The organism is Solidesulfovibrio carbinolicus (assembly GCF_004135975.1).
Taxonomy (GTDB): domain Bacteria; phylum Desulfobacterota; class Desulfovibrionia; order Desulfovibrionales; family Desulfovibrionaceae; genus Solidesulfovibrio; species Solidesulfovibrio carbinolicus.
Genome location: NZ_CP026538.1, coordinates 3,088,123 through 3,115,030 on the forward strand (window position 1 = coordinate 3,088,123; position 26,908 = coordinate 3,115,030).

At 65.1% G+C, this 26,908-nt stretch carries 23 protein-coding genes and 2 tRNA genes; 11 read left to right on the forward strand and 14 right to left on the reverse strand.

What is annotated here, in order from left to right; genetic code table 11:
* Positions 1-86: 86 nt before the first annotated feature.
* The 12 genes from C3Y92_RS13785 to C3Y92_RS13840 form a co-directional block, all read right to left on the reverse strand.
* Positions 87-1,028: an aminotransferase class IV gene (locus C3Y92_RS13785; RefSeq protein WP_129353450.1), complete on the reverse strand. Its 942-nt coding sequence runs from the start codon at positions 1,026-1,028 to the stop codon at positions 87-89.
* Between the two features lie 205 nt (positions 1,029-1,233).
* A complete protein-coding gene (locus C3Y92_RS13790) occupies positions 1,234-2,259 on the reverse strand; it encodes an aspartate-semialdehyde dehydrogenase (RefSeq protein ID WP_129353452.1) in 1,026 nt (341 codons plus the stop codon).
* 208 nt (positions 2,260-2,467) lie between these two features.
* Positions 2,468-3,340, reverse strand: a complete 873-nt coding sequence (gene metF, locus C3Y92_RS13795) for a methylenetetrahydrofolate reductase [NAD(P)H] (protein WP_129353454.1) — start codon at positions 3,338-3,340, stop codon at positions 2,468-2,470.
* A gap of 130 nt (positions 3,341-3,470) precedes the next feature.
* Entirely contained in the window at positions 3,471-3,875 is a 405-nt protein-coding gene (locus tag C3Y92_RS13800) for a (deoxy)nucleoside triphosphate pyrophosphohydrolase (protein ID WP_129353456.1), read from the reverse strand.
* Positions 3,872-5,872: an ABC-F family ATP-binding cassette domain-containing protein gene (locus C3Y92_RS13805; protein ID WP_129353458.1), complete on the reverse strand. Its 2,001-nt coding sequence runs from the start codon at positions 5,870-5,872 to the stop codon at positions 3,872-3,874. The genes C3Y92_RS13800 and C3Y92_RS13805 overlap by 4 nt, the downstream gene beginning before the upstream one ends.
* A 234-nt stretch (positions 5,873-6,106) precedes the next feature.
* Positions 6,107-7,183: a 3-isopropylmalate dehydrogenase gene (gene leuB / locus C3Y92_RS13810; protein ID WP_129353460.1), complete on the reverse strand. Its 1,077-nt coding sequence runs from the start codon at positions 7,181-7,183 to the stop codon at positions 6,107-6,109.
* A 193-nt stretch (positions 7,184-7,376) separates the two neighbouring features.
* Positions 7,377-7,874: a 3-isopropylmalate dehydratase small subunit gene (locus tag C3Y92_RS13815; protein WP_129353462.1), complete on the reverse strand. Its 498-nt coding sequence runs from the start codon at positions 7,872-7,874 to the stop codon at positions 7,377-7,379.
* 120 nt (positions 7,875-7,994) lie between these two features.
* Positions 7,995-9,254 (reverse strand): 3-isopropylmalate dehydratase large subunit, encoded by a 1,260-nt coding sequence (gene leuC, locus C3Y92_RS13820; protein ID WP_129353464.1) that lies wholly within the window; start codon positions 9,252-9,254, stop codon positions 7,995-7,997.
* Positions 9,239-10,780 (reverse strand): 2-isopropylmalate synthase, encoded by a 1,542-nt coding sequence (locus C3Y92_RS13825; RefSeq protein ID WP_129353466.1) that lies wholly within the window; start codon positions 10,778-10,780, stop codon positions 9,239-9,241. The genes leuC and C3Y92_RS13825 overlap by 16 nt, the downstream gene beginning before the upstream one ends.
* Before the next feature lie 122 nt (positions 10,781-10,902).
* Complete coding sequence (gene pssA / locus C3Y92_RS13830; protein ID WP_129353468.1) at positions 10,903-11,673, reverse strand: CDP-diacylglycerol--serine O-phosphatidyltransferase; 771 nt, start codon at positions 11,671-11,673, stop codon at positions 10,903-10,905.
* 33 nt (positions 11,674-11,706) lie between these two features.
* Complete coding sequence (locus tag C3Y92_RS13835; RefSeq protein WP_129353470.1) at positions 11,707-12,351, reverse strand: phosphatidylserine decarboxylase family protein; 645 nt, start codon at positions 12,349-12,351, stop codon at positions 11,707-11,709.
* Positions 12,352-12,978 (reverse strand): HAD family hydrolase, encoded by a 627-nt coding sequence (locus C3Y92_RS13840; protein ID WP_129353472.1) that lies wholly within the window; start codon positions 12,976-12,978, stop codon positions 12,352-12,354.
* A 238-nt stretch (positions 12,979-13,216) separates the two neighbouring features.
* Between C3Y92_RS13840 and C3Y92_RS13845 the strand changes: the two genes are divergently transcribed.
* The 8 genes from C3Y92_RS13845 to C3Y92_RS13880 all read left to right on the forward strand — a co-directional run bounded on the left by C3Y92_RS13845 (position 13,217) and on the right by C3Y92_RS13880 (position 21,376).
* Positions 13,217-14,176 carry a YbgA family protein gene (locus C3Y92_RS13845; RefSeq protein WP_129353474.1) on the forward strand — a complete coding sequence of 320 codons (960 nt, stop codon included), beginning with the start codon at positions 13,217-13,219 and terminating at the stop codon, positions 14,174-14,176.
* A 14-nt stretch (positions 14,177-14,190) separates the two neighbouring features.
* A complete protein-coding gene (locus tag C3Y92_RS13850) occupies positions 14,191-15,303 on the forward strand; it encodes a serine hydrolase domain-containing protein (protein ID WP_129353476.1) in 1,113 nt (370 codons plus the stop codon).
* A gap of 404 nt (positions 15,304-15,707) precedes the next feature.
* Positions 15,708-15,782: transfer RNA gene (locus C3Y92_RS13855), tRNA-Cys, on the forward strand.
* 15 nt (positions 15,783-15,797) lie between these two features.
* Positions 15,798-15,872, forward strand: a tRNA-Gly gene (locus C3Y92_RS13860).
* A gap of 102 nt (positions 15,873-15,974) precedes the next feature.
* On the forward strand, positions 15,975-16,706 hold the full coding sequence (locus C3Y92_RS13865; protein WP_129353478.1) for a class I SAM-dependent methyltransferase: 732 nt from the start codon (positions 15,975-15,977) through the stop codon (positions 16,704-16,706).
* A 30-nt stretch (positions 16,707-16,736) separates the two neighbouring features.
* Positions 16,737-18,485: a YcaO-like family protein gene (locus C3Y92_RS13870; protein ID WP_129353480.1), complete on the forward strand. Its 1,749-nt coding sequence runs from the start codon at positions 16,737-16,739 to the stop codon at positions 18,483-18,485.
* Between the two features lie 294 nt (positions 18,486-18,779).
* Positions 18,780-19,097 carry a TusE/DsrC/DsvC family sulfur relay protein gene (locus C3Y92_RS13875; protein WP_006921540.1) on the forward strand — a complete coding sequence of 106 codons (318 nt, stop codon included), beginning with the start codon at positions 18,780-18,782 and terminating at the stop codon, positions 19,095-19,097.
* An 812-nt stretch (positions 19,098-19,909) separates the two neighbouring features.
* Entirely contained in the window at positions 19,910-21,376 is a 1,467-nt protein-coding gene (locus C3Y92_RS13880; protein WP_129355895.1) for an outer membrane homotrimeric porin, read from the forward strand.
* Positions 21,377-21,557: 181 nt separating this feature from the next.
* On the opposite strand, the gene C3Y92_RS13885 is transcribed toward C3Y92_RS13880, so the two are convergent.
* Complete coding sequence (locus C3Y92_RS13885; protein WP_129353482.1) at positions 21,558-22,946, reverse strand: tetratricopeptide repeat-containing serine protease family protein; 1,389 nt, start codon at positions 22,944-22,946, stop codon at positions 21,558-21,560.
* The gene (locus C3Y92_RS13890; protein ID WP_129353484.1) at positions 22,946-23,458 is read right to left on the reverse strand and encodes a hypothetical protein; all 513 of its coding nucleotides are present in this window, start codon (positions 23,456-23,458) and stop codon (positions 22,946-22,948) included. Before C3Y92_RS13890 ends, C3Y92_RS13885 begins: the two co-directional genes overlap by 1 nt.
* A gap of 181 nt (positions 23,459-23,639) precedes the next feature.
* Between C3Y92_RS13890 and C3Y92_RS13895 the strand changes: the two genes are divergently transcribed.
* The 3 genes from C3Y92_RS13895 to C3Y92_RS13905 all read left to right on the forward strand — a co-directional run bounded on the left by C3Y92_RS13895 (position 23,640) and on the right by C3Y92_RS13905 (position 26,753).
* Positions 23,640-23,924, forward strand: coding sequence for a hypothetical protein (locus C3Y92_RS13895; protein ID WP_129353486.1), 285 nt, complete (start codon positions 23,640-23,642; stop codon positions 23,922-23,924).
* Between the two features lie 28 nt (positions 23,925-23,952).
* Positions 23,953-24,678 (forward strand): EI24 domain-containing protein, encoded by a 726-nt coding sequence (locus C3Y92_RS13900; RefSeq protein WP_129353488.1) that lies wholly within the window; start codon positions 23,953-23,955, stop codon positions 24,676-24,678.
* A 179-nt stretch (positions 24,679-24,857) separates the two neighbouring features.
* The gene (locus C3Y92_RS13905; RefSeq protein ID WP_129353490.1) at positions 24,858-26,753 is read left to right on the forward strand and encodes a potassium transporter Kup; all 1,896 of its coding nucleotides are present in this window, start codon (positions 24,858-24,860) and stop codon (positions 26,751-26,753) included.
* Positions 26,754-26,908 lie beyond the last annotated feature (155 nt).

The following is a 26,908-nucleotide window of genomic DNA, read 5'->3' on the forward strand; positions in this document are numbered from 1 at the left end:
CCATGGCGGCAACGCAGTAGCGAACACCCGTTCATCGCGGGTAATTACACCGCATGTCGTTAAAACAGAAGGTCTTCTCGTTTACCCTAAAACGCCGTCCCGTTCGCCGCGATGTCGGCCACCAAGCGTTCCTTGAGGCGCTTCGACACCGGCCCGGGCCGGCCGTCGCCGATGGGGACGCCGTTGTAACGCACGATGCTCAGGCAATCGTTGGTGGTGCCCAGGATGAACATTTCCCGCGCCGTGGCGATGTCTGCCTCGCGGATGCCGGTAAAGACCACTTCCATTTCGTTTTCAATGAGTTCCACGGCCCGAAGCAGGGTGGTGCCGGTCAGCGCGTTGGTGAGCTCCGGCACGACGAAACGGCCGGCGGCGTCCACGATGCAGATGTTTTCCGTGGCCCCTTCGGCCAAAAAGCCCTTGTCGTCGTAGCAGACCGGGTAGTCCTCGCCGCGCGCGGTCGCCTCGCGCTTCATGAGCACATTGGGCAGGTAGTCGATGGATTTGATGCGGGCCAGATAGTTCTGTTTGGCCGGGATGGAGGTGCGAAAGGCGGTGACGCCCTTGGCAAAGGACGCGGCCGGCCGGGGATGGAAGCGGTAGGCCACGATGGTCAGGCTCGGGGTCGGGCATTCGGCCGGGTCGATGCCAAAGCCCCCGGGGCCGCGTCCCACAAGCACCCGCACCATGCCGTCGTCGATGCCGCCGGCCCGGCAGACGTCAAGGGTCAGCTGGGCGACCTCGTCCCAGGAGCACGGCGGATCAAGATGGATCGCCGCCGCCGAGCGGGCCATGCGGTCGAAATGGGGCTGCACCTGATACAGTTTTCGACCGATGTATTTGAGCGTCTCGAAGACGCCGTCGCCACGGTGGACGAGGTGGTCGTCCAGCGGCATGAGCATGAGGCGCGGGTCCTTGCCGATGACGCCGATACGGTGGTCGTAAAACGCCAGCACGCCCTCGCCGCCCGGGCGCGGCGCGGCCAGCAGGCGTTCCAAATACGTTTGGGCGTCAGCAATCTCAGGCATGGGACACTCCTTCTATGCAAAATGGGGGAAACGACGCTCGGCCGCTTCCCCCGTTTGCCCCGCTTACGAGGCCTTAGCAAGCACCATTCGCGCGTTGTCGCAGCGCCATTTTCCATGGTCCGCACCAACGCTCCCCTTCTACCCATTTGGGGGGTCCGGGGGCCTCAGGCCCCCGGCCGCCGGAGGCACTCTTCCATCTTCTTCCCTAAACGCGAACCTGGCCGCGTTCCAGGAGCAGTTCGGCGATCTGCACGGCGTTGAGCGCCGCGCCCTTGCGGATGTTGTCGGCCACGATCCACAGGTGCAGGCCGTTTTCGATGGTGTTGTCCTCGCGGATGCGTCCGACGAAGACCGGGTCTTCGCCGCCGGCCATCAGCGGCATGGGATAGATCTTCTCGGCCGGGTTGTCGTAGACCACGACGCCCGGAGCCTGGGACAGGATTGCCCGGGCTTCCTTGGCCGTGATCTTTTTCTCGGTCTCGATGTTGACCGACTCGCTGTGGCCGTAGAAGACCGGCACGCGCACGGTGGTGGCCGTCACCTTGATGGAGTCGTCGCCCATGATCTTGTTGGTCTCTTTGATCATCTTGATCTCTTCGAAGGTGTAGTCACCATCGGAGAAGACGTCGATCTGGGGCAGACAGTTGAACGCGATCTGGTGCGGATACACCTTCACGTCCGGTTCCTGGCTGTTGAACAGCTGGCGCACCTGCGTTTCCAGCTCGGCAATGGCCTTCTGGCCGGTGCCGGACACGGCCTGATAGGTGGAAACGATGACGCGCTTGATTTTCCCCACGTCGTGCAGGGGCTTGAGCGCCACCACCATCTGGATGGTCGAACAGTTGGGATTGGCGATGATGCCCTTGTGCCAGTCCACGTCCTCGGGATTGACCTCGGGCACCACCAGCGGCACCTCGGGGTCCATGCGCCAGGCGCTGGAATTGTCGATAACCACGCAGCCCGACTTGACCGCGAACGGAGCAAACTGTTTCGAGGTGGAGCCGCCGGCGGAAAACAGCGCGATGTCGACGCCTTCAAAGGATTTCTCGGTCATTTCCTCGACGATGAGTTCCCCGCCGGCAAACGGCACGGTAGTGCCGGCCGAGCGCGAGGACGCCAAGGCTTTCACGGTCGTTGCCGGGAAAGCGCGACCTTCCAGCGTCTTGAGCATTTCACGGCCAACGGCGCCCGTGGCGCCGGCCACTGCCACAACCAACTCGCCCCCGCCCATACGATCCTCCGTAAGGCAATCTGCGTGTGTGCCGCACTCCGCAACCGAGCGCATCCCGACAGGAAGCGCGGCGAAAATTAGCGTCAAATCGTTGCCAGAAGGTCAGGGGGAGAAGCCTCCGGCGGCCAAAGGGCTGGCGCCCTTTGGAAACCCGCAATGGGAACGGCTTCAATACGAGAGCATTTCTCTGCCCCCGACGGTGTTCCGACTAATACTCCAGTCCCGAGACGATGGAGAGCACGGCCTCGGCCTTGTTGAGCGTGTAGAGATGCACGCCCGGTGCGCCCCGGCGCAGCAGATCCTGGGCCTGCTTGCGGGCGTAAGCGATGCCAACCTCGGCCACGGCGGCGTTGCCGCCGGCGGCATCGGCCGCTTCAAGCTCCGCCATATAGGCCGGCGGCAGCGACGCGCCGCAAAGCGCGGCGAACCGCTTGATGCTGGCCAGGCTGAGGACCGGCAACACGCCCGGCACCATGGGCGCGTCGATGCCGGCGGCCCGGGCCCGGGCCACGAAATCAAAATAGCGGTCGTTGTCGAAAAAGAGCTGGGTGACGGCAAAGCTGCCGCCAAGAGCCAGCTTATGGCGCAGATGCTCCAGATCCTTTTCCGGCGACGTCGCCTCGGGATGGCATTCGGGATAGCCGGCCACGCCCAGGCACAGGTTCGGATACTCGGCCCGGATGAAGGCCACGAGATCGGAAGCGTGCTGGAAATCCTCGGAATCCGGGACGAACGTCTCCTGTCCCTTGGGCGGATCGCCGCGAAGGGCCAGGACGTTGTCCACGCCGGCTTCGGCCAAGGCGTCGAGGAAACCGCGAATCTTGTCCTTGCTCGCGCCCACGCACGTCAGATGGGCCATGGGCTCCAGGCCGTAGGCGGTCTTCAGGCGCGAAACGATTTCCAGCGTATGGGCATGGGTGCTGCCGCCGGCCCCGTAGGTGACGGAGACAAAAAGCGGGCGCACCGGGATGAGCTTCTCGACCACACCGAAAAACCCGTCCCAGGCCTCACGCTCCTTGGGCGGGAAAAACTCCAACGAAACAAACGGCCGCCTGGCCTCCATCAACTCCCTGATCCGCACAGCGTCTCCTTTGGAAGGGAAGGAAGAACCGGGGGAAAACCCCTTTATGCAAAAAGGGGTTTTCCCCCGGGCCCCCTTTCCCCAAAAACTCTTCAAGGGGATTGGGCAGGCCGACGATTGGGCCGGCTGGTCAGGCCGTTTCGGTGGCCAGGGCGTCCACGATGTCGCGGTCGGCCTCCAGAAACGGTCTGGTCCTGCCCTCCTCGGGCGTCAGCCATTCCATGTCCTGGCCTTCCAAGGGGAGCGGCTCCCCGTCATACGCCCGGACGTGGAAAAAATGGAGACGGACCGAGAGGTGTTGGTAGGCATGCGCTTTTTCGCGGAAAAAGGCAATCGTGACAGGCCTTATGCCCAATTCTTCACAAAGTTCGCGTGAAAGCGCCTGCTCCGGCGTCTCGCCCGGTTCGATCTTGCCGCCTGGGAATTCATAGGCTCCGGCCATGGCCTTGCCCTCAGGACGCTTGACGCCCAGATACCGGCCGCCCTTCCAGATGACGGCGGCCACCACCGCGACAACTTTGGCGGCCCCGCTCACGCGTCCTCCACCAGGGCGGCCCGGCGGGCCTCCAGATCGGCGATCTCCTCTTCCATGACGGCCATGCGGGCGAGCAGATCCTCGGCTTCGCGAGAAAGGTCGCTGTACTCCTTGCTGAGCTTGGAAAACAGCTCCCGCTGGGCATAGGTCTCGGGATCGGCCATGACGGCCTCGACTTCGGACTGCTTGGCCAGCAGGGTTTCCAGTTCGGCTTCGAGCTTCTCGAAAGCCTCGCGCTTGGGCTTGATGTCGCGGTAGAGGGCGTTTCGCAGTTCGGCCACCCGGCGCTTACGCTCCTTGTCCTCCTGGCGCGACAGCTTGGGCGCGCTTTGGGCGCTGTCCTCGGCCGCGCCCGCCGTCTCGGCCTTGGACGCGGCGGCGGCCTCGGCCAGCCGGGCCGCCTCGTAGGCGGCGTAGCCTTCCTCGTAAACGACCAGCCCCTCAGCCCCCACGGACCAGACCTCGGCGGCGGCCTCGCGCAAGAGATAGCGGTCGTGGGCGACCATGAGGATGGTGCCCGAATATTCGGCCAAGGCGCGCACGAGCGCTTCGCGGCTTTCCAGGTCCAGGTGGTTGGTGGGTTCGTCCAAGACCAGGAAATTGGCCCGGGCCGAGAACAGGCCGGCCAGGACCAGCCGGGACTTTTCGCCGCCGGACAGCTCGAACACCCGGCGATCCCAATAGTCTTCGCCCAGGAGAAACAAGCCCAGCGTGGAGCAGCACTCCAGATGCGTGGCCTTGGGGCCGGCCATGCGCCGCATCTCGGACATGACCGTGCCTTCGGTGTTGAGGATCTCCGTCTGATGCTGGCTGAAATACCCCAGTTTGACGCCCGTGCCGAGGACCAGCCGGCCGTCGGTCGGCTTGTTGACGCCGACGATGAGCTTTAACAGCGTGGTCTTGCCCGCGCCGTTGTGGCCGACCAGCGCCACCTTCTGGCCCCGGAACAACTGAAAGGTGAGCGCCGGCCACAGCGGCGCGCGGTCGGGCCAGTGGTAGGCCAGATCGGCGGCGGCGCACACGGTCTTGTCGCAGCGCTCCGGCTCGGGCAGGGAGAAATCGAGGGTACGCCCGCGCACGTCGGGCCGGTCGCCGCGCAGGCTCTCAATCTCCTTGTTGAGCTTTTCCACGTTTTTGAGCTTGCTCTGGGCCTGCCGGGCCTTGCTCGACTTGTAGCGGAAACGGTCGATAAAGACGTTGTGCTGCTTGATCTTGTTGTCGATGGCCGCGGCTTGGCGCTCCCACTGCTTTTCCATCTCCTCGCGCCAGGCCAGGAATTGGGAGAACGACCCGGGCCGCCAGATGGGCTTGGTTTCGCCCAAAAACAACGTGTGGGTGGCCACGCGGTCGAGAAACACCCGGTCGTGGGCCACGAAGATGAGCACGCCCTCGAAGGCGGTCAAAAACGCCTCCAACCAGGCCACGGCTTCAAGGTCGAGATGGTTGGTGGGTTCGTCGAGAAGCAGCACATCCGCCCCGGCCGTCAGCACCCGGGCGAGCTTGGCCCGTTCGCGCCAGCCGCCGGACAGGCCCGACAAGGGGCCGGCCATGTGCTTTTCCTCGAACCCCAGGCCCGACAGGATGGTCTTGGCCCGGTGTTCGGGATTATAGCCCAGGGCATGTTCGAGACTGGCCTGCTCGTGGGCCAGGGCCGTCATGGCCGCCTCGTCGCCGGCGGCCACGGCCGCGTCGTAGCGCTTCCAGAACTCCTTCCAGGAGGGCAACGCGGCCATGACCCAGGCTAAAAGCGACATGCCGAGATCAGATGCGTCCATTTCCTGGGCCACATAGCCCAGGCGCGCGCCGGTGGAGAGGATCACCCGGCCGCCGTCGGGTTCGGACACGCCGGCGATGAGTTTTAAGAGCGTGGATTTGCCCGCGCCGTTCTGGCCGACCACGGCCAGGCGCGTGCCGCCGGGAATCTCCAGGGAAAATTCCCTAAACAGGTCGCGGCCGGCATAGGCCTTGGAAATATTGTGCAGACTGACTTTGGCCATGGGGAGTGCGTCGTTTGGCTGGAAGTTATTTCGTGGAGCCGGCTATAGGGTCAGGAGGAAGCCTCCGGCGGCCAAAGGGCTCTCGCCCTTTGGAATCCCGATAGCGTGGCAAGAGGTCTCCGTCAGAACCTTCATCGGCTTCGCGCGCTTTGTACGCAAAAACGGGCAGGAGAACCAGCCCTGGGGGTTCTCCTGCCCGTGAGGTTTTAATGATCTGTAAACAAAGAGGAATCGCTATCCCAACCGCTCGACCACCAGCTGCCCCATGGCTTTGCAGCCGACCAGGGTCTTGCCCGGCTCCATGATGTCGCCGGTGCGGTAGCCGTCGGCCAGCACCTTGGCGCAGGCGGCTTCGATGGCCTCGGCGGCGGCGGACTGGTCGAAGGAGTGCTTGAGCATCATGGCCACGGACAGGATGGTGGCCAAGGGGTTGGCCTTGTCCTGGCCGGCGATGTCCGGGGCCGAGCCGTGGATGGGCTCGTACAGGCCCGGGTTGGCCGCGCCAAGCGAGGCCGAGGGCAGCATGCCGATGGAGCCGGTGATGACCGCCGCTTCGTCGGACAGAATGTCGCCGAAAAGATTTTCCGTCACGATGACGTCGAACTGCGACGGGGCGCGCACGAGCTGCATGGCCGCGTTGTCCACGTACATGTGGCTCAACTCCACGTCCGGGTAATCCTTGGCCACTTCCAGGACCACCTTGCGCCACAGGCGCGAGACGTCCAGCACGTTGGCCTTGTCCACGGAGCACAGCTTCTTGCCGCGCTTGCGGGCGGTCTCGAAGCCCACCTTGGCGATGCGGCGCACTTCGTGCTCGGCATAGACCATGGTGTTGAACCCGACTTCCTCGTCGCCGCGTTTCTCGATGCCGCGCGGTTCGCCGAAATACGCGCCGCCGGTCAGCTCGCGGATGACCATGACGTCCAGCCCCTGGCCCACGATGTCCGGGCGCAGGCAGCAGGCGGCGGCCAGCTCCGGGAACAGCTTGGCCGGACGCAGGTTGGCAAAAAGCCCCAACGCCTTGCGGATGCCAAGCAGCCCCTTTTCCGGGCGGATGGCCGGGTCGATCTCGTCCCACTTGGGGCCGCCGACCGCGCCAAGCAACACGGCATCGGCCGCCTTGCAGGCCGCGACCGTGGCGTCAGGCAACGGCACGCCCACGGCGTCGATGGCCGCGCCGCCGATAAGCGCCTGGGTATAGGCAAACTCCAGGCCGAACTTCTGGCCGACCACGTCCAGAACCTTCACCGCCTCGGCCACGATCTCCGGCCCGATGCCGTCGCCCGGCATGACGCAGATATTGTAACGCATGTGCTAACCTCGAAAATATTATTGAAGATGCCTCCGGCGGCCGGAGGGATAATCCCCCCGGACCCCCTGAATGGAAGGCAAATTAGTATATGTGGAGCGCCTAGTCGGCCGGTCGCAAGTCCCCTTCAACCCCTTTGGGGGGTCTGGGGGCCTCAGGCCCCCAGCCGCCGGAGGCACTCTTCTCTCTTCCTCTTTACGCCCGCTCAGCCAGACGGTCCTGGACGTAGGGGATGAGGCCCCCTTTGTCGAGGATGCCTTTCATGAACGGCGGCACGGGTTTGCACTGGATAGTCTGGCCGGTGGTGACGTTATTGATGACGCCGGTATCGGCATCGACCTTGAGTTCGTCGCCGTCGTGGATTTTGCTCACGTCGTCGCCGATCTCCAGCAGCACCAGCCCCATGTTGAAGCCGTTGCGGTAGAAGATGCGGGCGAAGCTGTGGGCGATGACCACCGGGATGCCTGCGCCGAGCAGGGCCACGGGCGCGTGTTCGCGCGACGAGCCGCAGCCGAAGTTTTCGCCGGCCACCATGATGTCGCCCTGCTTCACTTTCTTGATCCAGCCGGCTTCCAGGCCTTCCATGCAGTTGGCCCCGAGTTCGGCCGGGTCGGTGGTGACCAGGAACCGGGCCGGGATGATGGCGTCGGTGTCGATATGCGCGCCGACCGTATGGGCAGTACCGTGGTACATGTCTCTCTCCTTATGCGCTAAGCCTCGCGGGCAACACTTTCCCCATGTGGGGGGTCCGGGGGCCTCAGGCCCCCGGCCGCCGGAGGCATCTTATCTTATCTCTTCCTCTCCACTCCCCCACTACACCTTGGCCGGATCAATGATCTCGCCCGCAATGGCGGCGGCGGCGGCGGCGGCGGGGCCGGAGAGGTAGACTTCACTTTCCAGGCTGCCCATGCGGCCTTTGAAGTTGCGGTTGGTGGTGGCGATGGCGCGTTCGCCGCCGGCCAGGATGCCCATGTGGCCGCCGAGGCACGGCCCGCAGGTGGCGGGGCCGACGATGCAGCCGGCGTCCATGAAGGTCTCGATGAGGCCTTCGGCCAGGGCCTGCCGCCAGATGTTGGGGGTGGCGGGCAGGATGATGGTGCGCACGTCCTTGCTCACCTTGCGGCCTTTGAGGATGGCGGCGGCTTCGCGCAGGTCTTCGATGCGGCCGTTGGTGCAGGAGCCGATGACGGCCTGATCGACCTTGAGGCCGGCCACGGCGGACACGGGCTTGACGTTGTCGGGCAGGTGCGGGCAGGCGATCTGCGGCTCCATGCCGGTGGCGTCGATGGTGACGACGCGTTCGTAGGTCGCGCCGGCATCGGCGGCGATGGCCTTGTCGCCTTTGCGGCCGTGGGCGGCGGCATAGGCCAGGGTTTTGTCGTCGGCGGCGAACAGGCCGACCTTGCCGCCGGCTTCGATGGCCATGTTGGACATGGTCATGCGGCCTTCGACGGACAGGGCCGAAGCCAGCGGGCCGGTGAATTCCAGGGCTTTATAGAGCGCGCCGGAGACGCCGATGGTTCCGATAAGGGCCAGCATGAGGTCCTTGGCCCCGACCCACTGGCGCAGCGTGCCGGTGAGGATGACCTGGATGGTGGGCGGCACCTTGAACCAGGTTTCGCCCAGGGCCATGCCGGCGGCCACGTCGGTGGAGCCCATGCCGGTGGCGAAAGCGCCCAGGCCGCCGTAGGTGCAGGTGTGGGAGTCCGCGCCGATGACCACGTCGCCCGGGCCGACCAGGCCGAGTTCGGGCAAAAGCGCATGTTCGACGCCGACGTTGCCGCCTTCGAAGTAGTGGGTGATGCCCATTTCCTTGGCGAATTCGCGGCAGACCTTCACCTGTTCGGCCGATTCGATGTCCTTGTTGGGCGTGAAGTGGTCGGCGACGATGGTGACCTTGTCCTTGTCGAAAACGCCGGCCGCGCCCATCTTTTTAAAAGACTTGATGGCCAGCGGCGCGGTGATGTCGTTGGCCAGGACCAGGGAAAGCCGGCAACGGACGATCTGCCCGGGACCCGTAATCTGCTCGTCGCAGTGCTGTTGCAGGATTTTCTCGGCTAAAGTTGCGGGCATGTCCGTTCCTCCTCCTTCTTGGCCAAACGGTTGAGCGCGTTGATGAAGGCCAGGGTGCTGGCCATGATGACGTCGTCGTGGACGCCGCGGCCGACGGTGGTCGCGGTTCCGTCCTTGATGCGCACGGTCACTTCGCCTTGGGCGTCGGTGCCGCCGGTGATGGCGTTTATCTGGTATTCTTCGAGGTCGGGCTTGCGGCCCACGGCCTGGCATACGGCGTTAAAGACGGCGTCCACCGGGCCGGACCCGGCGCTGTAGTGGCGCACGGTCTGGCCTTCCACCTGCATTTCGACCACGGCAAAGGGCGCGAGCTCCACGTTGCCGCAGTGCACGGACAGGAACTGCAAGGCGTAGCGGTCCGGGCGGCGCAGGACTTTTTCGAGGATAAGGGCCTCGATGTCTTCGTCGAGGATGCGCTGCTTGCGGTCGGCCAGCTGTTTGACGGCCTCGAAGACCACGAGCAGCTCTTCGTCGTTTAAGGCGTAGCCGAGTTCCTTGACCTTGGCGTCCAGGGCGTGGCGGCCGGAGTGTTTGCCGAGCACCACCACAGCGCCTTTGCGGCCGATGCTCTCGGCGGTCATGATCTCGTAGGTGCGGCGATCCTTGAGCACGCCGTGCTGGTGGATGCCGGACTCGTGGGCAAAGGCGTTGCGGCCCATGATGGGGGCATAGGGCGGAATCGGCTGGCCGATGATGCCCGACAGGCGGCGGCAGGAGGGATAGAGTTCCTCGGTGACGATGCCGGTGGTCAGGTTATAGTAGTTGGGCCGGGTGTTAAGCCCCATGACGACCTGTTCCAGGGAGGCGTTGCCGGCCCGCTCGCCGATGCCGGAGAGCGTCACTTCGGCCTGGCGCGCGCCGGCGTGGAGGGCGGCCAGGGTGTTGGCCACGGCCAGACCCAGGTCGTTGTGGCAGTGGACGGCGAAGGTGACGCCGCCGGCCCCGCGCACGGTGGTCATGAGATGGCGGATAAGGTCGGCGAACTCGGCCGGCTGGGCGTAGCCCACGGTGTCGGGGATGTTGAGGATGGTCGCGCCGGCGTTAATGGCCCGTTCGCAAGCGGCGACGAGGAAGGCCGGCTCGGAGCGCGAGGCGTCCTCGGCCGAAAACTGGACCTCGACGCCCTTGGACGCGGCGTGGGAAACGGCCGCCTCGATCATGTCGAGGACCTGGGTCGGGGTCTTGTTCAACTTATGCTGCATGTGCAGCTCGGAGGTGGCCAGGAAGGTGTGGATGCGGCGGCGCTGCGCGCCCTTGATGGCTTCAAAGCCCCGGTCGATGTCCGAGGCCAGGGCCCGGCACAAGGCGGCCACCACCGGGGTTTTGACGGCGGCGGCGATGGCCGAGACGGCCTGGAAATCGCCTTCGCTGGCGGCCGGGAAACCGGCCTCGATGATGTCCACGCCAAGGGTTTCGAGCTGGCGGGCCATGCGGACTTTTTCTTCGCGGGTCATGGTGGCTCCGGGCGACTGTTCGCCGTCTCGGAGCGTGGTATCAAAGATGTATACCCTGTTGTCGTCGGACATGAGGGTCTCCCCTTTCTCCGCTTATGCGGAGAGGATCAGGCGCGCGTAAGCACGCGCCGAGGCACTCTGGTTGGCCTGGGCCGGGGCAAGTGACAAGAAATGTCAAAAAGGGGATAACGGTGTTATGAGAGCTCCTGGAGGGGCTCCCGTAGCTTGGTGCGGCGCGGCAGAATGAAGAAGGTGTAGAGGATGCCGGAGATGAGGTAGGCGGAAAAGAGCAGGAAGCCCATGAGCCAGGGCTCGGAGGCGACCACGACGAAGAGGAGCAGCGCCGTGACCATGGCGCTGAAGGGATGGGCCTTGACCAGCCCGAGCTCCTTGAAGGAGGCGTAGCGTACGCGGCTGACCATGAGGAAGGACAGGGCGTACACGAGCACGAGGCAGGCTTTGGGGATGACGGCGGCGGCGATGTCGTCGGGCAGATAGCGCTCGAACATGAAAAACAGCGCGATCATGCAGCCGGCGGCCGGGATGGGCAGGCCCACGAAGAACTTCTTGGAGGTGGTGGTCTTGCCGGACATGACGTTGAACCGGGCGAGCCGCAGCGCGCCGCAGGCCACGAGCATGAAGGCGGCCAGGATCCCCAGGCGGCCGAAGCGGGCGAGCTGCCACTGGTAGACCATGATGGCCGGGGCCACGCCAAAGGCGACGAGGTCGGCCAGGGAGTCGAACTGCACGCCGAAGTCGCTGCTGGTGCCGGTGAGCCGGGCCACCTTGCCGTCGAGGCCGTCAAAGAGGCAGGAGAAGAGGATGGCCAGGGCCGTCATGTCGAACTGGCCCTCAATGGCCCAAAGCGCCCCCAGGAAGCCCGAGAACAGGCTTGCCATGGTGAACAGGTTCGGCAGGATGTAGACGCTCCTGCGAGCCCGGCTCTGGGTGACTTTTTCTTCCATCTCGCTACGTGATCGTCAACGGGCCAAGCCCGGTTAATCGGCCTTCTTCGCCAAAACGGTGACGCCGGCCATGGTTTTCTGGCCCATGGCGACAGCCGGATGATAGCCGTGGGGCAGATAGACGTCAAGGCGCGACCCGAACTTGATCATGCCGTACCGTTCGCCGCGCTTGAGCTGATCGCCGGCCTTGGCCGGACAGACGATGCGCCGGGCGATAAGCCCCGCGATCTGCACCACGGTAAACCGGGCTCCCTCGGAATCGGTGACGACAATGACGTTGCGCTCGTTGTCCGTGGAAGCCTTGTCCAACGACGCGTTGAAGAATTTGCCCGGGATGTAGCGCACTTCCGAGATGACGCCAGTGACCGGCGAGCGGTTCACGTGGACGTTAAAGACGTTCATGAACACGCACACGACCTGGCGCATCTCGCCCGTGATCGGGTCGGCCGCCTCGCCGAGCTTGCAGACCACGCCGTCGGCCGGGGACACGGCAATGCCGTTTTCCGTGGGCGCGGTGCGGTCCGGGTCGCGGAAGAAATTGAGGGAAAAAATCGTGGCCAACAGGCTGATGGTGGCCAGACAGGGCCAGCGCAGCAGGGCGAAAACCAGGGTCGTCAAAGCGAAAACGCCGATGATGGGCAGGCCGTCACGAGCCAGGCCGCAAATGGGCTTATACATTTAAAGCGCTCCAAGGGGCGGGCACAGGTCGGCCAGTTCGGCGAAAAACGACTCCCGGTCCCGGTATAAAAGGGTTTTAAAGCCCAGTCGGGCAGCCAGTTCCGTATTGTGGGCCGCGTCGTCGATGAAAAGCGACTCTCCGGCCGTCACGTCCATGGCCGCAAGCGCCAGCTCGAAAAACGCCGCCTCGCGCTTTGACGTGCCATGATGGTAGCTGTTAAAGACCTGATCGAAATGGGAAAAGACGTCGTGCCGGGCGTCAAGCCGGGCCAGCCACTCGGTCTGGTCGCTTAAGATCGCGGTCTTAAGGCCCAGGCCGCGCACCGCGTCGGCCAGGGCGAACATGTACGGTCGGGGCACAAACCGCGACAGCACGACCTCGGTCAGATGCGCGTCGCCAGCCGCAATGCCCGTGGCCTTGCGAAAGGCCTGCCAGAACCCGGCCTCGTCGCAGCCGCCGACCACAAACCGCGTGGTCCAGGCCATCTCATAGGCCGTGGGCACGATCTCGGCCGGATCGCGACCGGCCTCCCGGGCGATGTCGATAAGCGCCTGGCGAAAGCCCTCCTCAGCCAACACGCCGCCAAAATCGAAAAACACGGCCCGAAGTCCACATAGCTGGCTCATGGTTCCCCCATTTCTCGCGGCGTCGCTTCCCATGCCGGCCCGAAGGCCGTATACACGGAAAACGCCCGCAAGGCTTTAGCCGTAAAGAGCGTCCCAAGCAAGTCGGGAATAGTGGAGAGGAGAAGATGCCTCCGGCGGCCGGGGCCTGTGGCCCCCGGCCCCCCCATTCGAAGAAAAAAGGGGGGGGGAACTGGTCGGGGGCGTATTGAAAGGGCGGATTGAGGAAAGGAAGAAAACAATGGCGGATACCATTCGTGTCGGGGTCAGCTCCTGCCTGCTCGGCAACCCCGTTCGCTACGACGGCGGCCACAAACGCGACAGCTACGTCGTCGATACCCTGGGCCGCTATTTCGAGTTCGTGCCCGTGTGCCCGGAAATCGAATGCGGCCTGGGCGTGCCGCGAGAAGCCATGCGGCTGGTCGGCGATCCCGAGGCTCCGCGCCTGGTCACCATCAAGACCGGAATCGATCTCACCGAACGGATGAACGCCTGGGCCGCGGCCCGCGTGGCCGAACTGGCCGAGGAGCGGCTGTGCGGCTTTATCTTCAAGGCCAAGTCGCCTTCCAGCGGCATGACCCGGATCAAGGTCTATAATGATAAAGGCGCTCCGGCCGAACGCGGGGTCGGGCTTTTCGCCAGGGCCTTCATGGACCGCTTTCCGCTGATTCCGGTGGAGGACGAGGGGCGGCTGCACGACGACAAGCTGCGGGAAAACTTCATCGAGCGCATATTTGCCATGCAGCGCTTCCGCGACGCCGTGGCCGGCGACGGCCGCTCAACCCTGGTTTCGCGCCTGATCGCCTTCACCGCCGGGCACAAGCTGCTTTTTATGGCCCATAGCCCGGAGCTGGCCCGGCAAATCGGCCGGCTCACGGCCGAAGCCAGCAAATGGCCGGCCGACGGCCTCGTCCATGCCTACGAGACCCTGCTCATGAAAACCCTGGCCCTGCCGGCCACCCCGGCCAAACACGCCAACGTGCTCCAGCACGCCATGGGGTATTTCAAAACCGTGCTGAGCGCCGACGAGAAAGCGGAACTCAACGAAGTCATCGCCAACTACCGCCTGGGGCTCACCCCGCTCATCGTGCCCGTGACGCTCATTGTCCACTTCACCCGCAAATACGACGTGGCCTATTTGAAGGACCAGGCCTACCTGGCCCCCCACCCCATCGAACTCAAACTGCGCAACCACGCCTGAGCCGGAGCTTTTCCATGCCGTTTTTCCGTTGTGTCGCTTTTCTTTTCGCCCTGGCCGTCCTTGGAGCCGCCGTCCCGCGCCCGGCCCCGGCCGCTCCCCTGCCCGGCCGCCAGACCACGGCCCATGTGGTCGAGGGGCTGACCCGCTCAGGACGCGTCCACGGCCTGGTGGTCGGCTACGTCAGCCCGGCCGGCCAGGCCGTCTACGGCTTCGGCCGGCGCGACGAATCCTCGCGCTCGGCCGCCCCGGACGGCCGTACGCTTTTTGAGATCGGCTCCATCACCAAGAGTTTCACCGGCATCCTGCTGGCCCAGGAAGTCATCGCCGGCAAGCTGCGCGACACCGACCCCATCCGCCTCATGCTGCCCGAGGGAACCATCGGCAAGGACTCGCCGCTCTACTGGGTGAGCCACCTCGATCTGGCCACCCACACCTCGGGCCTGCCCGTGGCCCCGGACAACCTGCCGTCCAAGGACCCCGCCAATCCCCTGGCCGGCTATTCCACGGGCCTGCTCCTGCGCGCCCTGGAAACCGCCAAGCCCATCGCGCCGGTGGGCCAGAACTTCTATTACAGTAATATGGGCGCGGCCCTTTCCGGCTACATCCTGGCCCGGGCCGCCGGGATGGACTATGAAAAGCTCGTGGTCGAGCGCATTTGCGCCCCTCTGGGCATGGACGACACCCGGGTGACCCTGTCCGAGGACCAGCGCGCCCGCATGACCCACGGCCACAACGACAAGGGCAAGGTCGTGCCCAACTGGGAGGTCACGGGCCTGGAAGGGGCCGGGGCCCTGCGCTCCACCGCCGACGACCTGCTCACCTACGCTGCCGCCAATCTGGGCCTGATCCAGACGCCCATCCTGCCGGCCGCGCTTTTCGCCCATCTGCCGCGCAAACACGTCTCGGACATCCCGGCGCTGTACATCGGCTATTTCTGGAACGTCATGAATTTCGCCGGCAAGGCCTACGTGCTCCACGCCGGGCGCTCGGGAGGCTATTTCGCCCTGGTCCTCATGTCGCCGGCCGATCTGTCGGCCGTGGTCTTTTTAAGCGACACCGAGGGCGACTTCACCAAGGAGAGCTGGCGGCTTCTGGAACTTTTGACCGGCAAATCCATCAAGTCCTGACCCCGCGCCCGCATGCCCCCATCCCCCAAGCCGCCGAGGTCCGCCTCGGCGGCTTTTTTGCGGGCGGTGGCCCGGCCCATCCGTTCGGGCCGGGCCAGGCCGGACTCAAGAAAACCCCTGGAGATTCCGGCCCATGACGGCCCGCCCGTAAAATCTGGCGTCCAAGCCGGCCGAACCGGCCCGACAAACGCCATCCAAGTTGAAATTATTATCTAATAATATCATAGTATTAATTCTTGAAAATGGAAATTTGAAAATTTTCTGTTGACGAGGGGGCCGGATTTTGACAGTTATGCGCCTCGGCAACGGCGGCCGCCCCGCCGAGCTGGACCGGATGAAAAAGTTGAAGAAAGTTGTTGACAACCGGGACGGCAGCGAGTAAATACTCGGACTCCTTGAAACGAGGCGGCATAGCCAAGTGGTAAGGCAGAGGTCTGCAAAACCTCCATTCTCCGGTTCAAATCCGGATGCCGCCTCCACAAGCTGATCTTTGAGCGGGAATAACTCAGTGGTAGAGTGCAACCTTGCCAAGGTTGAAGTCGCGGGTTCAAATCCCGTTTCCCGCTCCAAATGAAAATCGCAAGGGCCGGCCCGCAAAGCCGGCCCTTTTTCTTTGCCTTGTCCCTGCTCTTGGGCTATTGCCGGAAATTCATACCGCAATGGGAGTCTTTGTGGACACAACCATCGCTCTTGACGCCCCCCTCGACGAACTGCTCGACGCGGCCCGCTGCCGCTACGACGTCTGCTTTGAACCCGTGACCGTGGGCGACACCCGCCTGGAGCTCCTGCAAATCGCCGACGTGGCCGCGCTCATTGACCGCCAGCTCGCCGCCGCCGGCGACGGGCCGGTGGATCTGCCCTACTGGGCCGCCGTCTGGCCCGGGGCCGTGCTGCTGGCCCATGCCCTGCCGAGCCTGGGCGATCCGGCCGGACGCTCGGCCCTGGAAGTCGGCTGCGGCATCGGCGTGGCCGGACTTTTCGCCGCCGCCGCCGGCTACGACACCCTGCTCACCGACATCCACCCCGACGCCCTGCTTTTTACGCAAATAAACATCCTGCATAACGGCCTGGCCCACCGGGCCAAGGTCGCCCGGGCCGACTTCACCGCCGACCGGCTGGGCCGGCGCTTCGACGCCATCCTCGGGGCCGAGGTGCTCTACATGCAGGACGCTTACCGGGGGCTGATGAAATTCCTGCTGGCCCACATCGCCCTCAAAAAAGACGCCTCCGTGCTCCTGGCCAAGGACTACACCCGAAAGGCCACCCGCTTCCTGGCCATGGCCGACGAGGAGTTCGCCATCGCCGAGCGCGTGGTGGGCTTTAAGGAAACCAATCCCGAGTCCGGCCAGCCCGAACGCAAGCTCTGTCAGCTCTACCGCCTGACCCCGAAAAAGGTCGCCTAGACCCAATCCGCTTTTCGCATCGGAAATGCCATGACCCACGACACCATCGAGGCCGCCGGCCTGTCCCACCGCCCCAAGGGCTACACCGTCGATCAGGATAAAATCATCAGCCCCGTCGAAACCATCGCCCGGGCCAGGGCCGCGTTCGCCCGCCTGGGCCAGGGCGTGTTGGCCGAAACCAAGCGCATCGACACCGGGCGGCTGGGCATTCCGGTCTTTTTGAGCATCTGCGGCGACGAAGCCCGCAGCGTCATGCCCACCCGCAAACAGATGGGCAAAGGGGCCAGCCCCGAGCAGGCCGAGGCCTCGGCCCTGATGGAACTGGCCGAACGCTTCAGCTTCTTTTCCTTCTGGCGGGACGAGGCCCGCTTCCTGCCGGCCACCTGGACCGAAGCCGAGGCCGCGTACGGCGACGCGCTTATTCCGCTGTCCGTCATCCTCCAGTCCGTGGGCGAGACCCTAAGCGAGGCCGACGCCCGGCGCATCCTCGACCTGGTCCCCTGGCGCTTTGTCAAGGTGCGCGACGTGGCCGCCGGCAAGGACGTGGCCGTGCCCTTGGACTGGTTTAAGATCTTAAACGAATTCAACGGCTCATCCGCTGGCAACTGCTTCGAGGAATCCGTGCTCCAGGGGGCGTGCGAGCTGGTCGAGCGCCATGTCTGCGCCGTCATTGACCGCGAGCGCCGCGTGGTCCCGACCATCGACCCGGCCGGCATCGCCGATCCGGTGCTTGTGAAGCTTCTGGCCGCCTTCGAGAGCCAGGGCGTCAAGGTGTGGCTCAAGGACTTCACCCTGGGCCAGCCCGTGCCCACCGTGGCCGCCATCGCCTACGACCCGGCCACTTTTCCCCACGCCTCGGAGATCGTTTTCACCGCCGGCACGGCCGCCTCGCCGGCCAAGGCCGCCATCCGGGCGCTGACCGAAGTGGCCCAGCTGGCCGGGGATTTCGAGTCGCTCAGCAACTACGAGGCCTCGGGCCTGCCCAAGTTCACGAGCCTGGACGAAGCGGCCTGGGTCCTGGACGGGCCGCTGGTGGCGCTGGAGAGTCTGCCGAGCATTGAACGGGCCGACATCGCCGAGGAGCTGGCCGAGCTGGCCCAGGCCCTGGGCCGGCTGGGCTACAGGCTTCTCACCGTGGACACCACCCATCCCGAACTGGGGCTTTCGGCCAATTACAACGTCATCCCGGGCTTTTTGTTCCGCGAGCGCACTCCGGCCGCCAGCCTGGGGCTTTTCACCGGTCGGCTCTTGGCCGAGGAGGCCGATCCGGCCACGGCCGACGCCGGGCTGGCCGCCCTGGCCGAGGTCTACCCCAGCGCCCCATTCGTGCCCTTTTTCGAGGGTGTGCTGTCCCTGCGCCTGGGCGACGCCGAGGCGGCCGCCGCCCAGTTCGCCTGCGCTGAAAATCTCCAGCAAAGCGCCGAAGACAAAGGCCTGGCCGCCTTCTATCAGGCCCATGCCCTGTCCCAGCTCGGCCGCTTCGAGGACATCGTGCCCATCCTCGATCGGGCCATCGGCCTGTGCCCCGAGGTGAAGGAATACTTCAACCTGCGCGGGGTGGCCCATTTCAAGGCCGCACGCTTTGAAGCCGCCGCCGCCGACTTCGCCGCCGCCCTGGAGCTTGACTCGGGTTCAGCCATGGATCTGGCCAACCTGGGGCTGTGCCAGGCCCGCCTGGGCAACGGCCCCCTTGCCGAGCACTACCTGGAAGCGGCCCTGAAACTGGACCCGTCCATCACGTTTGCCCGCGACGAACTGGCGGCCTTGCAACGGCCTTAAGCCTCAAAATTCATTGCAACCAAGCGTCATTTATTACAAAAGCAAAATAAAGCTGTCGCCTGTTCGATGAAAAACCGTTGACAGGAACCGTTTTTCGCGATTACGGTTTCAAACGTAACGCGGGAGCCTGACGCCCCAAAGGTGCCGGTTCCCCTTCAATCATGACCCATCGGGCATCAAGGGTGCTCTGATTCTGGGTAACGCCTCCCGCCACGCGGGAAGGCGTAGGGCCGCCCGGCTGCAAGGCAATCTCGGCCGGGCGCTTGTATCATCAACCGTTTAAGGAGGATGCGCATGGCTACTGTTGAATACAAAGGCAAAACCTTCGAGGTCGATGAAGACGGCTTCCTGCAGAAGTTTGAAGACTGGACCCTGGAATGGGTTGACTACGTGAAGGACTCCGAGGGCATCAAAGAGCTGACCCCGGAGCACAACAAGGTCATCGAGTTCCTGCAGGACTACTACAAGAAGAACGGCATCGCCCCGATGGTGCGCATCCTGTCCAAAGTGACCGGATTCAAGCTGAAGCACATCTACGAGCTGTTCCCCTCCGGACCGGGTAAAGGAGCCTGCAAAATGGCCGGCCTGCCCAAGCCCACCGGCTGCGTCTAGAGCTTTCGCTCTTCGAGGAAGAAAGGCGGCGGGGCGACTCGCCGCCTTTTTTGCGTCCTTTGTTCCTCTTCTTGCGCTGACGCGCCTCCCTCGCGTGTGGCCTTGCCGCCGCCGGCAGGGCGTCCCGTTGCCGGCCGGCCCTGCCGGCAGCGGGACGAGAAGCCGTGGCCTGCCGCTGCAGCCGGTCCAAGTCCATGCCTTCGCCGGCCTTTGCCGCCGGATTCTGCCCATACCGTCGCCGCCTCCGGCCGTGCCGTCCCCGACGGCCTGCCCGGGCCGACAGTCCGCACGGGGGCTGACCATCTCCGACCTGGCCGCGACGCTTGCCGCGACGGATGCCCGTCCGTACCGTCGCGGCATGTCGGTCGCGTGTTCCTGACCTCCGCGCCCGAGCCCTGCCCCACCAATCCGGCCCGTTGCCGCCGTCCTCTTCGGCCTTTGGCCTGTCTGCATCCCCAAAGTTTTACCCGGCGCTGGCCTGTCGCTTTCCAGACCTCACCCAAAACCCGACCAAACCCGGCGCCAACTGGCGAGGCCATACTCTTCAGCCGTCTGAAAATAAAGGCTAAATCACGGTATTTACGTTGTTTTATCAAGTCACACAATCGACGCACCGGCTCTGTGACAATTGTCGACAGTTTGGCGACGCATGTCACTTTTGTGTCAAATCAAGACCTCGGTAAAAAATTTTTTACCAACCCCTTGCGTTATCCCCGAGGCTTCGGGTAATAGTTTCTCATGTCCGGGGGGTAGCCTCCCCCGGATACGCGCCGGGCATGTTTTGAGAGACGAAAGGAGGAAGGATTATCATGATGAAGCGTATTGCCGCCCTGGCTCTCGTGGCCACCTTCGTGCTGGGGGCTTTTGCCTCCGCCCAGGCCGCCACCGAAGTCAAAATGACCGGTGACGCCCGTATCTACGGCGTCTTTTTCGCCAACCACAACTTCACCGGCTGGAACACCTCTTCGTGGACCAGCGCCACCAGCCCCACCACCTGGAAAAAGGCTGGCACCCAGACCGAAGACCGTTTCCAGATCTGGGAACGTTTTCGTCTGCGCTCCGACTTCGTGGCCAACGAGGCCGTGAAGTTCCGTCTGGGCATCCGCGTTGAGAACACCTGGGGCAAGGGCACCTTCACCGCTGCCAACCCCGAAGTCGCCATCGACGTCTACCAGGCCTACCTGCAGTTCAAGGTGCCCGGTTGCCAGGATGTCGAAGTGACCGCCGGTCTCCAGGACATCGACCTGCCCCAGTCCAAGCTGTTCTACGCCTCCCCGGTCTTCGGCGGCGACCGCATCGCCGCGCTGACCGTGAGCGCCCCGCTCATCGACAAGACCCTGAGCGTGCTCGCCGGCTTCGGTCGTCTCATCGACACCAACCGGACCTACGACACCACCACCACTCAGGTCGCCGACGAACTGGATATGTACTTCCTGGCCCTGCCCATCACCCTTGATGGCTTCAAGGCCACCCCGTGGGGCGCTGTCGCCGTCGCCGGCGACGCCGCCAACTACTGGACCACCGGCTTCGCCCAGAACCTGGTCTCCGGCGGCACCTTCGTGTCCCCCGCTCTGTGGAAGAACGACCAGAACGCCTTCTGGTGGGCCGGCGGCGCTTTCGAAGTGACCGCTCTTGACCCCGTGAAGTTCTACGCTGACGTGATCTACGGCGCCGGCGCCCAGTCCGACCGCAAGAAGAGCAAGCGTCAGGGCTGGTTTATTGACCTCGGCGTCGAGTACACCGGCTGGGACATCCTGACCCCGCAGGTCTTCGGCTGGTGGTCCACCGGTGAAGACGGCTCCACCCGCAACGGTTCCGAGCGTATGCCGATGGTCCGCCCCAACTGGGGTCCGGGCAACAGCTTCCTGTTCGACGATTCGCAGGAGCTGGCCAAGGAAGGCAACATGGGCGTGTCCCCGGTGGGCAACTGGGGCCTGGGCGCTTCGCTGAACAACATCACGTTCATCGAAAAGCTGACCCACCGCCTGACCTTCACCTACGTCCGCGGCACCAACTCCCCGGCTGCCCTGCGTAACCTCAACAACCTGATCGGCACCAATCCCTACTTCTCCATGGGTCGCGACCTGACCCAGAACGAGCAGGTGATGGCCATCAACTTCGACAACAAGTACATGATCTACGAGAACCTGGCCGCCGTCATGGAAACCGGCTGGGCTCACGGCGACTTCCAGGAGAGCGTCTGGGGTCGTCGCCTGGCTGAAAAGTCCCGTTCCGGCGATGCCTGGAAGGTGGCTTTCGGTCTGACCTACAAGTTCTAGTTCGTCTCCTCGATTCTACCGGCGCGAAGGCCGGGGCCGCAAGGTCCCGGCCTTTTTACTTGTCGCCGCAAGCGCGTCGGTGGTTACAAGAAACTGCCGCGAACAGCCGAGACGTTCCCGGCCGTTTGGGCTCGTGGAAAGGGGGAGAACGGCCCGTGCGGGCCAAAGCGCAAGAACGCGGCTACCGGCCGGGCCGGCAGAAAAGCGGCAGCACCGCCCCGGTCACATCGCGTTCCACTTCAATGACGTTGCGCTGCCCGGAACTGGGCGCCGAAACAAAGGGAACCTGGCCACGGGATAAAAAGGCCTTGAGCGAGGCCAGGGGCACGGCAAAGCCCACGTCGCCCAGCCCCTCGCCCACCCTGGCCCGCACAGCCGCGCCATCGCGGCGCGCCCGCACCACCCCGGCCACCCGGCCGCCTGCGTCCAGGAGCGGCCCGCCGCTGTTGCCCGGCAGGACCTCGGCGCTCACGGCCAGATCCCCGGCCGGCCCCATGCCGCTGGCCAAATCCCGGGTGCGGCCCGAAGTCACGCGCATCCGGCCCGTACGCGCCGCCTCGCCCGGGTAGCCCGCGGCAAAAACCGGCGTCCCCGGGGAGAGTTCCCGTCCTTCGCGCAGGACGAGAACCTTGTCCGGGGCTACGGCCAGCCGCACCAACGCCAAGTCGTGTTCCGGGTCCAGGCGCAACAGGCTGGCCGCCACAGGCTTGCCGTCCACCATGGCCACAAGGCTCTTGCAACCCTCGGCCACATGGGCGTTGGTGACCACATGCCCCAACCGGCTGACCACAAAGCCCGTGCCGGTGCGCAGGCTTTCGGCCGGTTTTTCGTCCTGGCGCGGTGAAACCTCCCGACCGCCAGACCGACCCCGGATGGCCTGGGCCTGGGCCGGCGGCAGTTCGCTGGCCGCCTGGGCCGACAGCCGGCCAAGGCGGGAGGCGAAAGGCTCGCCAAGCCGCCCCTTGCTCTCGGCAAAAAGGGCCAGGCGGTAGGCTTCGGCCGGATCGCGGGGAACCACCTTGCCGGCCAGATAAAGCTCGCCCAATAACACCGCCGCCTCGCCCGAACCGGCGGCCATGGCCTTGCGCAGATAGCCCGGCGCGTCCGAGGCCGGCCCCAGGCGACCTTCCAGGCGCATGGCTCCGGTGAGCAGCAACGCCTGGGCCGAGCCGCGCCCGGCCGCCTTGCGCAGCCAATCCCCGGCTCGCGAGTCGCTTTGGGGAACGCCCCGGCCCTCCAGATGCAGCACGGCCAGGGACAGCATGGCCGGCACCGAGCCGCCGTCGGCTGCCCGACGATACCACTTGGCCGCTTCGGCCGCATCGGGCGGCGTGCCGCCCCGGCCGGCCTCGGCCATGCGGCCGGCCAGCCAGAAGGCGGCCGGATTGTCCGCGGAAAGAAGCGGCCGCAGCTCCTGTCTGGCCCGGGCATCGTCCCCGCGCTCGTACGCGCGCAAAGCGTCGTCGAAATCGGCCCAGGCCGATCCCGCGCCCCCCGGCAGCGCCAGGGACAGGCCAAGCAGCCCGGCGGCCACGGCCCTGAAAGCGCCTGAAGCAGGACGCACCGGCATCAGTGGCCACTCTTTTTAGCCGGCGGCGGCGCGGGCGGTTCGGCCGGCAGGGGCGTTTCCTGGCCGGGCCGGCAAAAGCCGTAGCGCTGGGAGACCTGCGGTTCGCTGCCGGCCCCGTGGCGGGAGGAAACCATGAGCAGGTTGTCCGAAGCGCCGGCATGGACCGGATAGACCGTCACCATGGTCACGCCGCCGTCGGCGTAGCGGGCCATGACCGACAAGCCCGCCGGCGAAACCATGAGCACGCCCGGCGTCTCCAGGGCATCCTCCTCCAGCACGGCCCGATTCTTGGCCCGGTCCGTGACGGCGATGGTCAGTCCCGGCGTGTTGGGATCCAGGGGCGGCTTGAGGCTCACCCGCCCCTGGGGCGTAAAAACGGCGCTCAGGCCCTGGCTATAGGCGCAGGCCAGCCGTTTGGTCGTGGCCAGGATTTTGGCCGGCTCTTCGGCCAGGGCCTGGCCGCTGGTCAGGATCGACAGGCAGACCGCCAGCATCCAAGAGAACCGATTCATGCCTTCTCCTTGGCGCGACGTGCGCCCGGGCGACTGTAGGAAGTCCCGACCGGCCCGGTCAAGCCGGGAAGCAGGACTTGCCGACCGGCCGGGCTTGGCGTAGTGTCCGCCGCCTCGACGGTCGGCAAATCTGCCTAAGTCCCGTCCTTGCCGCCGCCCTTTTTCCGGAGTTGCACGCAACATGCAGAAGTACCGCGTTTATTTTGCCACTAAAGTGCTTGTTACATCGGGTTGGTTTCGTCGCCAAAAAAGCGTATCGGAAACAGAATACGTCGTTGTCTATGGACACAACGAGGCCCATGCCGTCAAGGAAGCCAAGGCTCGTATCGACCTTGGCGCTCTGGGGATGCCCTTCCAGGTGACGCGCATCCAGGCCGCCCTGGCCGAGGATGCCGAAGGCTACCATGGCTCCCTGGCCCCCAAGGACCGGCCGACACCGGAACCGGAGCGCGCCGACGAAGACTGATCGGAGCGCCCCCAAGGAGGCGACCGCCATGTTGACCGCCTTTCCCAAAGGACTCGCCGCCCACGCCAGGGGCATCCGCTTCGCCCTGGCCCACAAAGGCTATCTGGGCCTTTGCGCCATTCCCTTTGCCCTGGCCCTGGTGCTCTACGGCGTGGGCTTTGCCGTGTTCGCCAGCCACGGCGACCAAATGCTGGCCGCCTTATGGTCCCCCGACGCCCAGGCCGGCGGGCTGGCCGGCGCGCTGGCCTGGCTGTACCTGCACGTGTTCAAGTACATCCTGTATGTCCTGGCCTTTGTCATCATGTATTTCCTGTTCATGGTCACGGCCAACATCCTGGCTGCGCCGCTTTACGACCACATGGCCGGGCGTATGCTGGCCCTGGCCGGCGCGTCGCGCCAGGGGCCGGCCCTGTCCTTTGGCCGGCTGATGCTGGAAGAAATCAAGAAAGCGGTCTTTGTCATGGCCGCGCCGCTGCTGCTGCTTTTTATTCCGGTCCTGGGGCAGGTGCTGGCCCCGGCTGCGGCGGCCATGCTTCTGGCGCTGGATTTCCTCGACTACCCGTTTTGCCGGGAAGAAGAGCGCTTTGGCGTGCGGCTGCGCCGGCTGACCAAAAATCCCCTGCTGTTGCTGGGTTTTGGGCTGCCGCTGCTTATCCCTGGCCTCAACATCCTGCTCTTCCCCTTCGCCATCCTGGGCGGCACGCTGCTCTATCTCGACCTGACCGGGCGCTCCGTGAACCCGCCTGGAAAATGACAATTCCGACACGTTAGCGTCAAGAAATCCCGGATACGCTGGCTGCGGCCGCCTTGGGGCTCCCCAAGGCGGCCGCAGCCCTCTTGCCCGCCGCAGGCCCCGGCGCTATGAAAGCCCGGTTTGCCCGCCCGGGCAGCCGGCAGCCGCCGGATCGCAGCACCCTGTCCGTGGAGAACCGATTGAAAAGCCCCCGCGCCGCCCACGGCGGCCACGCCCCAAAGCCCACCGCCGCCCTGACCCTGGCCGCTCTTGGCGTCGTTTTCGGCGACATCGGCACAAGCCCGCTGTACGCCATCAAGGAATGCTTCCACGGCATCCACGCCATCGCCGTGACCCCGGACAACATTCTGGGCGTGCTGTCGCTCATTTTCTGGTCCCTGACCATGGTCATCACGGTCAAGTATGTGCTTTTCATCACCGCCGCCGACAACCGGGGCGAGGGCGGCATCTTCGCCCTCATCGAGCTTTTGCCCAAGGACGCCGGCCATCGCCACGTGCGCACGGTCCTGGCTTTTCTGGGGCTTTGCGGCGCGGCGCTGCTCTACGGCGACGGCATCATCACCCCGGCCATTTCCGTGCTCTCGGCCGTGGAGGGCCTGACCGTGGCCACCGACGCCGCCGCCCCCCTGGTCATGCCCATCACCTGCCTGATCCTGTTTGGGCTCTTTGCCGTCCAGCGACGGGGCACGGCCGGCATCGGCAAGGTTTTCGGGCCGGTCATGCTCGTCTGGTTCGGCGTGCTGGCCGTGCTGGGGCTTAAGGAAATCCTGCTGGCTCCCCAGGTGCTCTCGGCCGTCAACCCGATCCATGCCTTCAAGTTCTTCCTGGAAAACCACCTCCATGGGGTGGTGGTGCTCGGCTCGGTGGTGTTGTGCATCACCGGCGGCGAGGCCCTGTATGCCGATCTTGGCCATTTCGGCCGCCGGCCCATCCAGCGCTCCTGGCTGCTGGTGGTCTTCCCCTGCCTGCTGCTCAACTACTTCGGCCAGGGCGCGGGGTTGCTGCTTGATCCTTCCATCGCCCCCAACCCGTTTTACAGCCTCGTGCCCGACACCCTGCTCTACCCCATGGCGGCCCTGTCCACGGCGGCCACGGTCATCGCCTCCCAGGCGCTTATCTCCGGGGTCTTTTCGCTCACGCGCCAGGCCATCCAGCTTGGCGTGTGCCCGCGGCTTCGCATCGTGCACACTTCCAGCGACATGGAAGGACAGATCTACATCCCGGAAGTCAATTTCGCCCTCATGTGGGCCTGCATCGGCCTGACCCTGGCCTTTGGCGAATCCAGCCGCCTGGCCGCCGCCTACGGCATCGCCGTCACGGCCACCATGGGCATCACCTCCATCCTCTACTTCTTCGTGGCCCGCTGGACCTGGAAACAACCGCTGTATCGCGTGCTGCCCCCGGTCCTGATCTTTTTGGCCTTCGATCTGGCCTACTTTGGCTCCAACCTCCTCAAGGTGGCCGACGGCGGCTGGTTCACCCTGCTCATCGCCGGCCTGATCGTCCTGGCCATGGCCACCTGGAAAGACGGCCGGGCCGCCCTGCGCCGGCTGTCCGTGGCCACGGCCGTGCCGCTGCGGCTGTTTTTGTCCGAGATCTCGACCAAAAATCCCATCCGCGTGCCCGGCACGGCCGTGTTCATGTCGCTGTCGCCCCAGGGCACGCCGGTCACCCTGCTCCACCACTACAAGCACAACAAGGTCTTCCACGACAAGGTCGTGATCCTAAGCGTCACCGCCTCCGACGTGCCCACCGTCCCCGAGGCCGACCGTCTGGACATCCAGGACATGGGCCAGGGCTTTTACCGGATCGTGGCTCGCTACGGCTTCATGGAAACCCCGGACGTGCCGGCCGTCATGGCCCAGGCCCGGAGCCTCGGCGTGCCCATCGCTCCGCCGGCCGACACCACCTATTTCCTGGGCCGCGAGAGCCTGCTCACCACGGGCAAGGCCAAAATGGCCGGCTTTCGCAAGAGCCTTTTCGCGCTTATGTCGCGCAACGCCCGGCCGGCCACGGCCTACTTCGGGTTGCCGCCGGGACGGGTGGTGGAGCTGGGCGTCCAGGTGGAGCTCTAGGGCCGCCCCTCCAGCCCAGCCGGCCCAATGGGCCATGCGCGGGAGCCGGCGTCCGGGCGGCGCCGCGGCGATTCCAGCCGGCCCGGCCCCTTCCCCTTGACCCAGGCGGCGTCCTGCCGTAACCCAAGGCGCGGCAAAAGCCGCAGAATTTGTTC

Coding starts and splice junctions, on each gene's coding strand:
- C3Y92_RS13785 (WP_129353450.1), bottom strand. CDS start 1,028: ATGCCTGAGATTGCTGACGCCCAAACGTATTTGGAACGCCTGCTGGCC.
- C3Y92_RS13790 (WP_129353452.1), bottom strand. CDS start 2,259: ATGGGCGGGGGCGAGTTGGTTGTGGCAGTGGCCGGCGCCACGGGCGCC.
- C3Y92_RS13805 (WP_129353458.1), bottom strand. CDS start 5,872: ATGGCCAAAGTCAGTCTGCACAATATTTCCAAGGCCTATGCCGGCCGC.
- leuB (WP_129353460.1), bottom strand. CDS start 7,183: ATGCGTTACAATATCTGCGTCATGCCGGGCGACGGCATCGGGCCGGAG.
- C3Y92_RS13815 (WP_129353462.1), bottom strand. CDS start 7,874: ATGTACCACGGTACTGCCCATACGGTCGGCGCGCATATCGACACCGAC.
- leuC (WP_129353464.1), bottom strand. CDS start 9,254: ATGCCCGCAACTTTAGCCGAGAAAATCCTGCAACAGCACTGCGACGAG.
- C3Y92_RS13825 (WP_129353466.1), bottom strand. CDS start 10,780: ATGTCCGACGACAACAGGGTATACATCTTTGATACCACGCTCCGAGAC.
- pssA (WP_129353468.1), bottom strand. CDS start 11,673: ATGGAAGAAAAAGTCACCCAGAGCCGGGCTCGCAGGAGCGTCTACATC.
- C3Y92_RS13835 (WP_129353470.1), bottom strand. CDS start 12,351: ATGTATAAGCCCATTTGCGGCCTGGCTCGTGACGGCCTGCCCATCATC.
- C3Y92_RS13840 (WP_129353472.1), bottom strand. CDS start 12,978: ATGAGCCAGCTATGTGGACTTCGGGCCGTGTTTTTCGATTTTGGCGGC.
- C3Y92_RS13845 (WP_129353474.1), top strand. CDS start 13,217: ATGGCGGATACCATTCGTGTCGGGGTCAGCTCCTGCCTGCTCGGCAAC.
- C3Y92_RS13850 (WP_129353476.1), top strand. CDS start 14,191: ATGCCGTTTTTCCGTTGTGTCGCTTTTCTTTTCGCCCTGGCCGTCCTT.
- C3Y92_RS13870 (WP_129353480.1), top strand. CDS start 16,737: ATGACCCACGACACCATCGAGGCCGCCGGCCTGTCCCACCGCCCCAAG.
- C3Y92_RS13875 (WP_006921540.1), top strand. CDS start 18,780: ATGGCTACTGTTGAATACAAAGGCAAAACCTTCGAGGTCGATGAAGAC.
- C3Y92_RS13880 (WP_129355895.1), top strand. CDS start 19,910: ATGAAGCGTATTGCCGCCCTGGCTCTCGTGGCCACCTTCGTGCTGGGG.
- C3Y92_RS13885 (WP_129353482.1), bottom strand. CDS start 22,946: ATGCCGGTGCGTCCTGCTTCAGGCGCTTTCAGGGCCGTGGCCGCCGGG.
- C3Y92_RS13890 (WP_129353484.1), bottom strand. CDS start 23,458: ATGAATCGGTTCTCTTGGATGCTGGCGGTCTGCCTGTCGATCCTGACC.
- C3Y92_RS13895 (WP_129353486.1), top strand. CDS start 23,640: ATGCAGAAGTACCGCGTTTATTTTGCCACTAAAGTGCTTGTTACATCG.
- C3Y92_RS13900 (WP_129353488.1), top strand. CDS start 23,953: ATGTTGACCGCCTTTCCCAAAGGACTCGCCGCCCACGCCAGGGGCATC.